At 67.9% G+C, this 12,151-nt stretch carries 11 protein-coding genes; 1 reads left to right on the top strand and 10 read right to left on the bottom strand.

Features of this window, described 5'->3' with window-relative positions; all coding sequences use genetic code 11:
• The first annotated feature begins 350 nt into the window (after positions 1-350).
• A complete protein-coding gene (locus FM104_RS16190; RefSeq protein ID WP_256971710.1) occupies positions 351-1,733 on the top strand; it encodes a CoA transferase in 1,383 nt (460 codons plus the stop codon).
• On the opposite strand, the gene FM104_RS16185 is transcribed toward FM104_RS16190, so the two are convergent.
• The 10 genes from FM104_RS16185 to argC all read right to left on the bottom strand — a co-directional run bounded on the left by FM104_RS16185 (position 1,681) and on the right by argC (position 11,983).
• Positions 1,681-2,490 (bottom strand): DUF4184 family protein, encoded by an 810-nt coding sequence (locus FM104_RS16185; protein WP_087133227.1) that lies wholly within the window; start codon positions 2,488-2,490, stop codon positions 1,681-1,683. The two genes, FM104_RS16190 and FM104_RS16185, sit on opposite strands and share 53 nt — an antisense overlap.
• Entirely contained in the window at positions 2,490-3,791 is a 1,302-nt protein-coding gene (tyrS, locus tag FM104_RS16180; protein WP_087133226.1) for a tyrosine--tRNA ligase, read from the bottom strand. Before tyrS ends, FM104_RS16185 begins: the two co-directional genes overlap by 1 nt.
• A gap of 45 nt (positions 3,792-3,836) precedes the next feature.
• A complete protein-coding gene (locus FM104_RS16175) occupies positions 3,837-4,586 on the bottom strand; it encodes a hypothetical protein (protein ID WP_087133225.1) in 750 nt (249 codons plus the stop codon).
• Positions 4,583-5,227, bottom strand: coding sequence for a SatD family protein (locus FM104_RS16170; RefSeq protein ID WP_087133224.1), 645 nt, complete (start codon positions 5,225-5,227; stop codon positions 4,583-4,585). Before FM104_RS16170 ends, FM104_RS16175 begins: the two co-directional genes overlap by 4 nt.
• 98 nt (positions 5,228-5,325) lie before the next feature.
• Positions 5,326-6,750 (bottom strand): argininosuccinate lyase, encoded by a 1,425-nt coding sequence (argH, locus tag FM104_RS16165; protein ID WP_087133223.1) that lies wholly within the window; start codon positions 6,748-6,750, stop codon positions 5,326-5,328.
• A complete protein-coding gene (argF, locus tag FM104_RS16160; protein ID WP_087133222.1) occupies positions 6,747-7,679 on the bottom strand; it encodes an ornithine carbamoyltransferase in 933 nt (310 codons plus the stop codon). Before argF ends, argH begins: the two co-directional genes overlap by 4 nt.
• Positions 7,676-8,884 carry an acetylornithine transaminase gene (locus FM104_RS16155; RefSeq protein WP_087133221.1) on the bottom strand — a complete coding sequence of 403 codons (1,209 nt, stop codon included), beginning with the start codon at positions 8,882-8,884 and terminating at the stop codon, positions 7,676-7,678. Before FM104_RS16155 ends, argF begins: the two co-directional genes overlap by 4 nt.
• Entirely contained in the window at positions 8,881-9,780 is a 900-nt protein-coding gene (gene argB, locus FM104_RS16150) for an acetylglutamate kinase (RefSeq protein ID WP_087133220.1), read from the bottom strand. Before argB ends, FM104_RS16155 begins: the two co-directional genes overlap by 4 nt.
• Entirely contained in the window at positions 9,777-10,934 is a 1,158-nt protein-coding gene (gene argJ, locus FM104_RS16145; protein WP_087133219.1) for a bifunctional glutamate N-acetyltransferase/amino-acid acetyltransferase ArgJ, read from the bottom strand. Before argJ ends, argB begins: the two co-directional genes overlap by 4 nt.
• Positions 10,931-11,983 (bottom strand): N-acetyl-gamma-glutamyl-phosphate reductase, encoded by a 1,053-nt coding sequence (argC, locus tag FM104_RS16140; RefSeq protein ID WP_087133218.1) that lies wholly within the window; start codon positions 11,981-11,983, stop codon positions 10,931-10,933. The genes argJ and argC overlap by 4 nt, the downstream gene beginning before the upstream one ends.
• Positions 11,984-12,151 lie beyond the last annotated feature (168 nt).

Below are 12,151 nucleotides of genomic sequence, written 5' to 3'. Positions count from 1 at the left end.
GCACCCACACACCCACCAACAAAGGCAGGACGCGCAAGGCAACTTCACAATCTAAACCCGGCTCATCCGGGACTGCAGAGCAGTCAGGCCGGAACCGGAACCTCAACCCTACACCAAGAAACTGACTGGTGAAACAAGAAGAGGAGATGTTCGCTACTTGAGGGGAGCCAGGCCTTCCGGCCTTCCGCTCTACCCTTTGGGGCCGAACAAGTAAAAGATTACGTGGATCCCGGCATCCCGGCAAATCCGAACCGCCACCCGGGCGTGTCGCGCAGACCGCGGTGACAGCTCTTGCCCGATCAGCGCCTGTTTTCTGAGTTCTCGGCACCCGACGAGCATAGGATCGCGCCATGGACTCCTCCAGGATCGCAGCGCGCTCTCGCCGCTCCAGCGGCGATGACTCGAGTATCCAAGGCGCGCTGCTATCGCAGATCGGAGCCGACCTGGGGATCCCGCGGTCACTCATCGCGCAGATCCCACCCGTGCGGTCCCGCGTCCCGCTGCGATCGAGGCTGGCGACCGGCGCTCTCGCCTGGGCGAGCGTGACGGCAGCGGCGCTGGCAGCCCGGCCTGACCGTCCGGCACTCGCCACTCCCGATTCGAACCGCATCGCGCTCGCCTACCGCAGCGATCGACTGCTGCGAATTGACGCAGAAGCGCAGGAGGCCTTCTCGCCGTACTCGAAGTTCTGGCCAGCGTCCGATGGGTGGCTGCGCACCCACGCCAACTACTCGCACCACGCGCGCGCCCTGAACAGAGCATTCGGTTCCGCCAATGCCTCGGCCGATGAGCTCGGCGGGATCCTGGCCGGCGCGACCGTGCAGGATTCGGTCGCGCAGATCACCAGCGCAGGAGGCTTGGCCGTCGCCGTGCAACCCGAGGATCCCCACCGCGATGCCGCACTCCGCGCGCTTCCCCTGGTCGACGTCCGCCGCATCGCGGACTCCGCCCCGCCTTCGCGCACCCCAACTCGGCGCGCGTTGCCCTTCCAGGCGGATGCGCCGCTGGCCGGCATCCGTGTGCTCGATCTCACCCGCGTGATCGCCGGTCCGGTCTGCACACGCACTCTCGCGCTGCTCGGCGCCGAGGTGCTGCGCATCGATCCTCCTGACCTGCCCGAGATCAGCTGGCAGCACCTCGATACCGGCCATGGCAAACGCTCGGCACGTCTGGACGCGCGCTCCACGCAGATGGCCGAGCTGCTTGCCCGGGCTGATGTCGTCGTACTCGGCTATCGACCCGCGGCCCTCGATCGACTCGGTCTCTCCCCCGAGCGTCTTGCTGCACAGCATCCGCAGCTGGTCATCGCGCAATTGAGCGCATGGGGGGCCGACGATCCCGATCGAAGGGGTTTCGACAGCCTCGTGCAGGCAGAATCCGGGATCGCGCTCGTGGAATCCGCAGACGGCGAGACTCCGGGCGCCCTGCCCGCACAGGCGCTCGATCACAGTGCGGGCTACCTGCTCGCTGCGGCGATCTGCGCCGCTCTGGCACGACAAAGATCCGAAGGCGGCGCGTGGCTGGTCAGCACGTCACTGCGCCGAGTCGCCGCAGAACTGCTCGGGATGCCGCGCCGCACGGCTGCCGAACCAGTCCCAGACATCGATCCGGCCGAACATCTGCAGCACTTCACCCTGGATGGGCACTCAGTGACCACTGTGCGGTCGGCACTGCCGGGGTTCAGCTTCGAGGCGCCTCGACCGTGGGGCGCCGATGCGCCCGCATGGCGATGATGATGCACAGCACAAGAGTGAGCACCGCCCAGACTCCGCAGGCCGGCGGAAGCGTGCGATATGCCAGGTGCTGAAAAGTGAACGTGCCGTTGAACGGCCCGAGCATCAGGTAGCCAATGACCCATGCCGCGATGAGCATGGCCGGAAGCGATATCCACCAGAGCACCCGCACGAATGCGGGGAGGCGTCGCGGCGCGGTCCCACGGCGATCTGCGCGGCGCAGCCAGATCAGCGCCCAGACCCCGATGATCAAAAGGCCTGCGACGCTGGACCCGTGCTGCAGCCACTTGAAACCCAGCAGTGGCCCCCACTGCGCGTTGAGTCCAGGCAGCAGCTGAGTGCCGACCCGCCCCGCATGGGTGAACGCGTCCCAGAGGATGTGGGAGAGCACGCCGATGACCAGCGATGCCGCCAGCCACAGCGCGTGCGTCCACCGCTGCGCGATGCCCAGCGCCTCGCGGAGGGCAGTTGGCGCCGGCGCATTCCAGTCCTCGGGAAGTCGTCGTGCCAGCCACATCGGCGAGAGTTCGGATGCTGCTGATCGCAGCACGCATCGCCAGAGCAGGAACAGTCCGAGCGCGATGAGCGCCGTCCAGATCACATTCACGGGAGCGTGTGTGAACCCATAGCTCACACCGACCCCACGCAGGAACAGCGGCAGGTCCGGGGTCATCGCTCCGATTGCAATGGCCGCGGGCACCAGCGGCGTGCGCAGGAATGGCAGTGCCACCACTGCATGGCTGGCTGTGAACGGCATCAGCCGACGAAAAGCCCCGCGAGGGTCTTCTTGCCACGACGCAGCACCGAGACACCGCCCGGAAGCCCGCCCTGGACGACAGCCGTGTCATCGGCAACGCGCTCGCCATCCAGGCTCACGCCGCCCTGCGAGATGGCGCGGCGCGCTTCTGATGCGCTGGAGACCAGCCCGGTTTCGACGAGTGCTTCGACGACCGTGGTGCCGGCGGCGACCGTGGCGTTCGGAAGCTCCTCGAGTGCCGTCCGCAGTGTCGCAGCATCCAGCTCTGCCAGGTCTCCCTGCCCGAACAGCGCATCCGATGCGGCAACGACCGCGGCGGTCGCCTCGGGGCCGTGCACGGTGGCGCACACCTCACGGGCAAGACGCTTCTGCGCGGCGCGACGGAAAGGCTCGGACTCGACGAGCGCGGCGTACTCCTCGATCTCGGCCCGGGTCAAGAAGGTGAAGACCTTCAGCCGGTCGAGCACATCGGCATCCGTGGTGCTGAGCCAGAACTGGAACATCCGGTACGGGCTGCACATCTCGGCGTCGAGCCAGATCGCGTTGCCCTCGCTCTTGCCGAACTTGGTGCCGTCGCTGTTGGTGATCAACGGTGTGCCGATCGCATGCACGGACGTGCCCTCGACCTTGTGGATCAGGTCGCTGCCGCTGATCAGGTTGCCCCACTGATCGCTGCCGCCGGTCTGCAGCACGCAGTCGTACTGGCGGTAGAGCTCGAGGAAGTCCATCCCCTGCAGGATCTGGTAGCTGAACTCGGTGTAGCTGATACCCGCGTCGGAGTTCAGGCGGGCGGCGACGGCATCCTTCTTCAGCATGGTGCCGACCCGGTAGTGCTTGCCGATCTCGCGCAGGAACTCGATGGCGCTCATCGGCGCCGTCCAATCGAGGTTGTTCACGAGTCGGGCCGCGTTGTCACCGTCGAAGCTGAGGAAGCGCTCGACCTGGGCGCGCAGACGATCCACCCATTCGGCGACCGTCTCCGGTGTGTTCAGGGTGCGCTCCGCCGTCGGGCGCGGGTCGCCGATGAGTCCGGTCGATCCGCCGACAAGGCCCAGCGGCTTGTGGCCGGCGAGCTGGAGGCGCCGAAGCGTGAGCAGCTGCACGAGGTTGCCGAGGTGCAGGCTGGGCGCGGTCGGGTCGAATCCGCAGTAATACGTGATCGGGTCCCCGGAGAGCAGGGCGCGCAGCGCCGCCTGATCGGTGGACACGTGGACGAGGCCACGCCAGACGATCTCGTCCCACACATTCTCGAAGGTGGGATCGAGCGCCACGGGCGCGGTCGTCAGAGACGGAGTTGACACGCGCTCCAGGTTATCAGCGCGCCCACGTGCTGCTTGACGCCGGGATCAGACGCGCACGGCCCACCAGAGCAAGAATGCGGCGCCGAGAGCGACGACCCAGCTCACGAGGCTCCCGACCAGGAAGTATTCGGCCCGGGCGCCGGTCTCGCCGTCTTTGGAGATCTCCGGAAAGCGCACGATCCCCTTCGCCGCGAGCATTGCCGCCAGCAGCGGGTACGCGGTGGCGAGAGTGAGCACGACGACCAGCGCCCGCTCGAGCGGGCCGATGAGGCGTCCGCCCTGAAAGCCGGTCGCAGCCTGCTGCGGCTGGCGCAGCTGGCCCCCGCGGAGGGCACCGCCCTGATCGGCGGGTCGCCAGGTTCCTTCACGATCCAGCGCCGCACGGACGACGAGGTTCGCGGATTCGCTGACGAAGAGCATGACGCCGACGGCGAGCACGGCGACGTCGAAGCGGATCTCTCCCTCCGGCGACGGCAGGTGCCATACCTCGCCGATGAGCCCGGGCATCGCACGCGCCGGCATCAATGCCGTCGTCGCAGCGGCGAGCGCTCCGAGCACGATCGCTGGCCAGAAGGATGCCGGGCCCGTGGCATCCAGCGGCATCGTCCGCATCCACAGCGCGGCAAGGGCGACGGCGATGAGTGCCGGGATCAGCGCGTCGCTGCATGCCCCGATCGCGACGACCACCACCGCGAGGATGATCAGCAGAGTCAGGCGCAGCGGTCGATGAGCGCTGAACCTGCGCAGCAGGTCGGCGGCACCGATGCTGAGCAGAGTCAGCGCGGCGACGATCATCTCCCGCCCCCGCCCAGCACGTCGATGCCGTCCAGCAGCGCCGCTGCTCCGGAACTGCGCAGCGACTTCGAGACGCTCGGCTGCGTGATGCCCTCCTGCTCGGCGAGTTCACGCTGCGAGAGTCCGCACGCTCGCCCGTAGGCGAGGCGCCGTTCGCGCCCGCTCATGCGCACCACTATCTCATCGCGGGCGAGCAGGTACGCGTTCGATGCGGCGATGATCCCGGCCATGACTTCATCTTGATCGGGGGCTCCGACAATCCAGGTCCTGGCGCTCGGGACCGCCTTCTGCTGACGCTCATGCACTGTCTCGATGGCATCGCGCGCAGCCCACCAGCCGGGACCGTCGGAAAGCTCTCGGTGCGCGGACTCGACGGGGCGGATCTCCCCGACGCCGAGCCCGAATCGGAACTCGATGCCGTCTGGAAGAGCGAGCTGCAGCAGCAAGAGCGAGTGCAGCGCTTCGGAGAGCCCGGGATAAACGCCCTGCTGCTCGTCGCCGACAGTCGGTCGCAGCGGATGCTCGGAGAGCGGGTGCGTGCCCTCCACGCGCGCGATCGTCTCGTCGAACATCCGCTGGGCCGCGGCCCGATCACGGAGTCGACGGGATCCGACGATGTCGGCGATCACGGCGATGACCATGGGATGACAGTAACACGAATATTGGCCGAATATGCCTTACTTGGCTATAAATTAGCGATATGCCTGACAGTGCGTGCCGTCACGGCATCCGCCCGCTGTCACAGCCCCAGCGCGTGCGCGGCCGCCTGCGCTCGAGCGACCAGCTCCGCGCGCTGCTCGGCAACGCGCACGGGCGCCGTGCCGCCGACACCGGTGCGCGATGCCACCGACCCCTCGATCGAGAGCACGTCGCGCACCTCGGGGACGAGATGCGGCGACACCGAGACGAGCAGCTCATCGGTGGCATCTTCGAGTCCGATGCCGGCCTCCTCGCACGCCCGCACGAGCGCGCCCGAGATCTCATGCGCATCGCGGAACGGCACCCGTCGCTTCACCAGCCACTCGGCGACATCCGTCGCGAGCGAGAAGCCCTGCGGGGCGAGCTCTGCCATCCGTGCGGTGTCGAAGCGCATCGTGGCGATCATGCCAGCGAAGGCGGGAAGCACGACCTCCAGCGTCTGCACGGAGTCGAAAACGGGCTCCTTGTCTTCCTGCAGATCACGGTTGTAGGCGAGCGGCAGGCCCTTCAGAGTGGCGAGCAGCCCGGAAAGGTTGCCGATGAGTCGGCCGGACTTGCCGCGCGCGAGCTCGGCGATGTCGGGATTCTTCTTCTGCGGCATGATGCTCGACCCCGTCGAGTAGGAATCATCCAGTGTGACGAATCCGAACTCACGCGTGTTCCAGAGGATGATCTCCTCGCTGAGGCGCGAGAGGTCGATGCCGGTCATCGCGGCGATGAACGCGAACTCGGCGACCACATCCCGAGCAGACGTGCCGTCGAGAGAGTTCTCCGCCGGTCGGTCGAGGCCCAGCTCGCTGGCGACGAGCGCTGGATCCAGACCCAGCGTGGATCCAGCGAGCGCTCCGCCGCCATAGGGCGAGACGCCCGCACGCCGACGCCAGTCGACCAGTCGTTCGAGTTCCCGCACCAGCGGCCAGGCGTGCGCCTGAAGGTGATGCGCCAACAGCACCGGCTGCGCGTGCTGCAGGTGCGTGCGGCCGGGCAGGATGGCCTCGGCGTGCGCTTCTGACTGGGCGACGAGAGCATCGATGACGCGAAGCAGATCGCGAGCGATGACCCGGGCGTGGTCGATGAGGTACATCCGCACGAGCGTGGCGATCTGGTCGTTGCGGCTGCGCCCGGCACGCAGGCGTCCGCCCACTTCGGCGCCCACCTCGGCGATGAGCGCCTTCTCCAGTGCACCGTGCACGTCTTCATCGCCTGGAGCGGGCTGCAGCGTGCCATCGGCGATCTTCGAGGCAAGCGCGTCGAGCCCTTCGTGCATCACCCGCGCCTCATCGGCTTCGAGATAGCCCGCGGCCTCCAGCGCCGTCGCGTGCGCGTGGGACCCCGCGATGTCATAGGGCGCGAGAATCCAGTCGAAGTGCGTCGAGCGGCTCAGCTCGGCCAGCTCCGGCGACGGCCCACCGGCGAAGCGGGCCCCCCAGAGCGCACCGTCATTCGTCCCCTGCGCGCCGCTCATGCTGCGTCCTGCTTCGCAAGCAGCCAGACCAGCAGCGCCTTCTGCGCGTGCAGCCGGTTCTCGGCCTCATCCCAGACGACGCTCTGCGGTCCGTCGATGACCTCGGAGTCGACCTCGTACCCGCGGTCGGCGGGCAGGCAGTGGATGAACAGCGAGTCGGGGTCGGCGAGGCTCATGATCTCGGTCGTCACCTTGTACCCGCCGAGGTCACGCAGTCGGCCGATCTTCTCCTCCTCCTTGCCCATCGACACCCAGGTGTCGGTCACCACGACGTCGGCGCCGAGAGCGGCCTCGCGCGGGTCCGTGAGCAGAGTGACGGATCCGCCGGTCTCGGCGGCGCGCGTCTGGGCTGCGGTGATGATGTCGGCGCGCGGCGCGTACGCGAGCGGCGAGGTGACGCGCACATGCATGCCCGCGGTGACGCCGGCGAGCAGATACGAGTGCGCCATGTTGCTGCGACCGTCGCCGTAGAACGACAGTGTGAGTCCCCGGAGAGTTCCCTTGTGCTCGCGGATCGTCAGCAGGTCGGCGAGCAGCTGGCAGGGATGGAAGTCATCGGAGAGCGCGTTCACAACCGGCACCCGGGTGCCGCGCGCCATGTCCTCCAGGCCGGACTGCGCATAGGTGCGCCAGACGATCGCCGCGACCTGACGCTCGAGCACCCGCGCCGTGTCTGCGGGGGTCTCCTTGCCACCGAGCTGGCTGTTCGCGGTGGAGATGATCAGCGGTGACCCCCCAAGATCGGCGATGCCGACCGCGAAGGAGACCCGGGTGCGGGTGGAGGACTTGTCGAAGATGACCGCGACGGTCTGCGGCCCCTCCAGAGCTTTGTTCGCCCACCGGTCCTTCTTCAGCTCGAGGGCGAGATCGAGGATCTCCGCCTGCTCGGCAGGGGTCAGATCGTCGTCGCGAAGCAGGTGTCGGGTCATGCGGGCGTCTCCGTGGGGGTGGGTGCGGATGCGGCGACGGCGGCGAGCGCCGCGCCGAACTTGGTGAGGAACTCTTCCACCTCGGCGTCACCGATGGTGTACGCCGGTGCGATGCGGATGACATCATCCGTCGGGGCGTTGATGATCAGGCCGTTCTCGTGCGCAGCGGCGCGGATCTCGGCGGCGACGGGTGCGGTCAGGCGGATGCCGATCAGCAGTCCCGCGCCGGTGGTGCCGGCCACCAGCGGCATCTCGGCCACGCCAGCACGCAGCTGCTCGCCCCGTGCGTTCACGTTGTCGAGGAGGTGCTCGTCTTCGATGTAGCCGAGCACCGCATTCGCGACGGCGCTGGCCAGCGGGTTTCCGCCGAACGTCGAGTTGTGGGTACCGGGGTAGAACAGGTCGCTGGCAGCGCCGAAGGTCACGAGCGCGCCCAGGGGGAATCCTGCTCCGATGCTCTTGGCGAGAGTCACGGCATCCGGGATGACGCCCTCGCGCTGGAACGCGAACCACTCCCCCGTGCGGCCTGAGCCGGTCTGCACTTCATCGAGGATGAGCAGGGCGTCATGCTCGGTGGCGAGAGAGCGCGCACGCGCGAGGAATCCGTCCGGCAGTTCGACGACCCCCGCCTCGCCCTGGATGGGCTCGACGAAGATCGCAGCGACGTCGTTGTGGCGGAAGGCGGCTGCGAGGCCTTCCAGCGACCGCTCGACCGTCACGACATCGGGGATGGCCGGGAGGAACGGGTCGCGATATGCGGCCTTGGGCGTCAGCGACAGCGCGCCCATTGTGCGACCGTGGAAGGCGCCCTCGACGACCAGGATCGTGGAGCGACCGTGCTTGCTGCCGTGCAGGCGAGCGAGCTTGATCGCCGTCTCGTTGGCTTCCGTGCCGGAGTTCGCGAGGAAGACACGCCCCTGTTCGCCGGTGCCGGCCAGGCGCTTCAGCCGTGCCGCGAGCTCGAGCTGACCGGGGGTCGCGAAGTAGTTCGACACGTGGGTGAGGGTGGCGGCCTGCGCGGCGATCGCCTCGACGAAGACCGGATGAGCGTGGCCAAGGCAGTTCACGGCGATTCCGCCGAGGAAATCGAGGTAGCGGTTCTCGTCCGCATCCCACACAGCGGAGCCCTCACCGTGGGTGAGCATCGCCAGTCGTCCGCCGACGCTCATCAGGTCGCGCGATGCGTTCTCGGTCCAATTCGTCATCCTGCGACCACTTCCGTGCCGATTCCCTTGCTGGTGAACAGTTCGACGAGCACCGAGTGCGGCACCCGTCCGTCGATGATGGCTGCGGCGTCGACTCCGCCGTCGACGGCGTCGAGGCAGGCGCGCATCTTCGGGATCATCCCCGATTCGAGCCCCGGCAGCATCTCGGCCAGACGCGCCGAGTTGATGTGCGAGACGAGCGAGTCGCGGTTGGGCCAGTCGGCGTAGAGACCGGCCACGTCGGTGAGAATGACCAGTTTGCGCGCACCGAGCGCGATCGCGAGGGCGGATGCCGCAGCATCCGCGTTCACGTTCAGCGACTGTCCTGGATGATCCAGGTCGGGCGCGATCGACGACACCACGGGGATGCGCCCGGCATTGAGGTGGTCGAGCACGGGCGTGGGATCGACCTGCACGACGTCACCGACCCGGCCGAGATCCACTTCCTGGCCATCGAGGACGATGCCGCGGCGGCGGCCGCCGAACAGGCCGGCATCCTCTCCGCTGAGCCCGGTGGCGATCGGTCCGTGCGAGTTGATCTTCGCCACCAGCGTGGGGTTGATCTGCCCGGTGAGCACCATCCGCACGACGCTGATCGCCTCGGTGGAGGTGACCCGGTAGCCGCCCTTGAACTCACTGGGGATGGCCAAGCGATCGAGCATGCTCGAGATCTGCGGACCACCACCGTGCACGACCACGGGGAGCACGCCGACGTAGCGCAGGTACGCGATGTCCTGCGCGAACGCCTCCTGCAGTTCGTCGCTGACCATCGCGTTGCCGCCGTATTTGATGACGATGATCTGATCGCGGAAGCGCTTCAGCCACGGCAGAGATTCGATGAGCGTGGCGGCTTTGACCGCTGCTTCCTCGGGCTCGGTTTCCTGCAGGTCTGTCATGAGGCGTAGGCGCTGTTCTCGTGAACGTAATCGTGGGTGAGGTCGTTCGTGAGGATCGTGGCGGTCGCCGAACCGACCTTCAGGTCGATCTCGAGGTGCATGGCGCGGGGCGTGAGATCGACCTCTTCACGCGGCCGGTCTGGTCCACCGGCGGTGCACACCCGCACGCCGTTCATCGACACGTCGACGTCGTAGGGGTCGAACTGCGCGCTCGTGGTGCCGATCGCGGCGAGGACCCGCCCCCAGTTCGGGTCATTGCCGAAGACAGCCGCCTTGAAGAGGTTGTTGCGCGCGACCGAGCGACCGACCTCGACCGCCTCGTGCTCGGTCATCGCGTTGGTCACCTCGATGGTGATGTCATGGCTGGCGCCCTCGGCATCGGTCTGCAGCTTCTGTGCGAGCTCCCGACACAGTTCGGTGAGCGCCGTCGTGAACGCATCGAGGTCGGGGCGGATGCCGCTGGCACCGTTCGCCAGCAGAGTGACCTGATCGTTGGTGGACATGCAGCCGTCGGAATCGAGGCGATCGAAACTGACGCCGGTTGCCGAGCGCAGCGCGGCGTCGGCCTCGGATGCGTCGAGGTCGGCATCCGTCGTGATGACGACGAGCATCGTCGCGAGCCCGGGCGCGAGCATGCCGGCGCCCTTCGCCATGCCGCCGATCGTCCAGCCATCGCGGCTGACCTCGGCCGTCTTCGCGATCGTGTCTGTGGTCATGATCGCCTCGGCCGCAGAGTGTCCGCCATCGGTGCTGAGGGCGGCCATCGCCTGTTCGACCCCGTCGAGCACCTTGCCGCGGAACTCCTCGCCGCCGGTCCCGATCAGACCGGTGGAGCAGACCAGGATGTCTGCGGCGCTGACTTCCAGCAGCTCAGCGGCGGTCTCTGCGGTGAGATGGGTGGTCTGGAAGCCGAAGTCACCCGTGAAGCAGTTTGCACCGCCCGAATTGAGCACGATCGCTTCGACCACCCGGTCGATGATGACCTTCTGCGACCACAGGATCGGGTTGGCCTTGGCACGGTTGGTGGTGAACACGGCGGCACCGATCTTGCGCGGCCCGCGGTTGACGACGACGGCGACGTCGGGCTTGCCGGTCGTCTTCAGGCCGACGGCGACGCCGGCGGCTTCGAATCCCTGGGGTGCGGTGACGCTCACGGCGCGACTCCGTTCATGGTGAGGGCGCGGCCTTCTGGCAGGCCGAGCGCGAGGTTCATGGACTGGATGGCAGCGCCGGCGGTGCCTTTGACGAGGTTGTCGACGGCGGCCACGACGACGACGCGGTTCGCAGCCCGGTCGATCGCGAGGCCCAGCAGAGCGGTGTTCGCCCCGAGCACGTCGGCCGTGCGGGGGAAGGAGCCCTCCGGCAGCAGTTGCACGAACGCTTCGTCGGCGTAGGCGGATTCCCACGCGTCGCGGATCTGCGCGTCGGTGACGCCGTCGACGATCGGCGCGCTGGATGTCGCCAGGATGCCCCGCGACATCGGCACGATCACCGGGGTGAAGGAGATGCGGATGTCCTCCGCCGAGCCAGAGCTCGCCGCGGCGAGCGCCTGGCGGATCTCGGGGATGTGCCGGTGAGTGCCGCCGACGGCATAGGGGTTCGCCGTGCCGAGGATCTCGCTGCCCAGAAGGTGCGGCTTCAGACTCTTGCCCGCGCCGGAGGGGCCGACCGCGAGCACACTGACGATGTCGGCGGGGTCGATGACTCGGGCAGCGACGCCGGGGGCGAGGCTCAGGCTCACTGTCGAGGCGTTGCATCCGGGTGCGGCGATCCGGCGTGCGGAGCGCAGCTGTTCGCGGAGCTTTCCGTCACCCGTCAGCAGCTCCGGAACGCCGTAGGCCCACGGGTCGTGGAAGTCGCCGCCGTAGAACTGATCCCACGCCTCCTGCGAGGTGAGGCGATGATCCGCTCCGGCATCGATGACGAGCGCGGTGTCGTCGAGAGCATCCGTGTACTGCCCGGACTGACCGTGCGGCAGGGCGAGGAAAACGATGTCGTGTCCGGAGAGGACCTCCGGCGTCGTGGGCTGGAGTTCGAGGTGGGCCAGCGAGCGCAGATGCGGCTGGTGCGCGGTGAGCGGCTGTCCGGCATTGGAATGCGCGGTGACCGTGCGGATCTCGATATCGGGATGGGCTGCGAGAAGCCGCAGGATCTCGCCCCCCGCATAGCCGGATGCGCCGGAGACGGCGACGGAGTACGTCATGCTTCCACCTTAACGGTCGTGCCCTTCGACATGCTCAGGGCCCAGGTTCAGAACGGGGGCGGCGACACCGACCCGCGCTGAGACGCACAGGCTGCACGGAGTCGCCTAGAATCGGCGGCCGCTGCGGCGTCGACGCACAGCGCTCAGGAGGAGCGCAGAAGAGAGGTG

It is taken from the genome of Microbacterium esteraromaticum, from assembly GCF_900163815.1.
Classification (GTDB): Bacteria; Actinomycetota; Actinomycetes; order Actinomycetales; family Microbacteriaceae; genus Microbacterium; species Microbacterium esteraromaticum_B.
The sequence above is the reverse complement of the archived record's forward strand: the minus strand, read 5'-3'. Positions and strand labels throughout refer to the sequence as shown.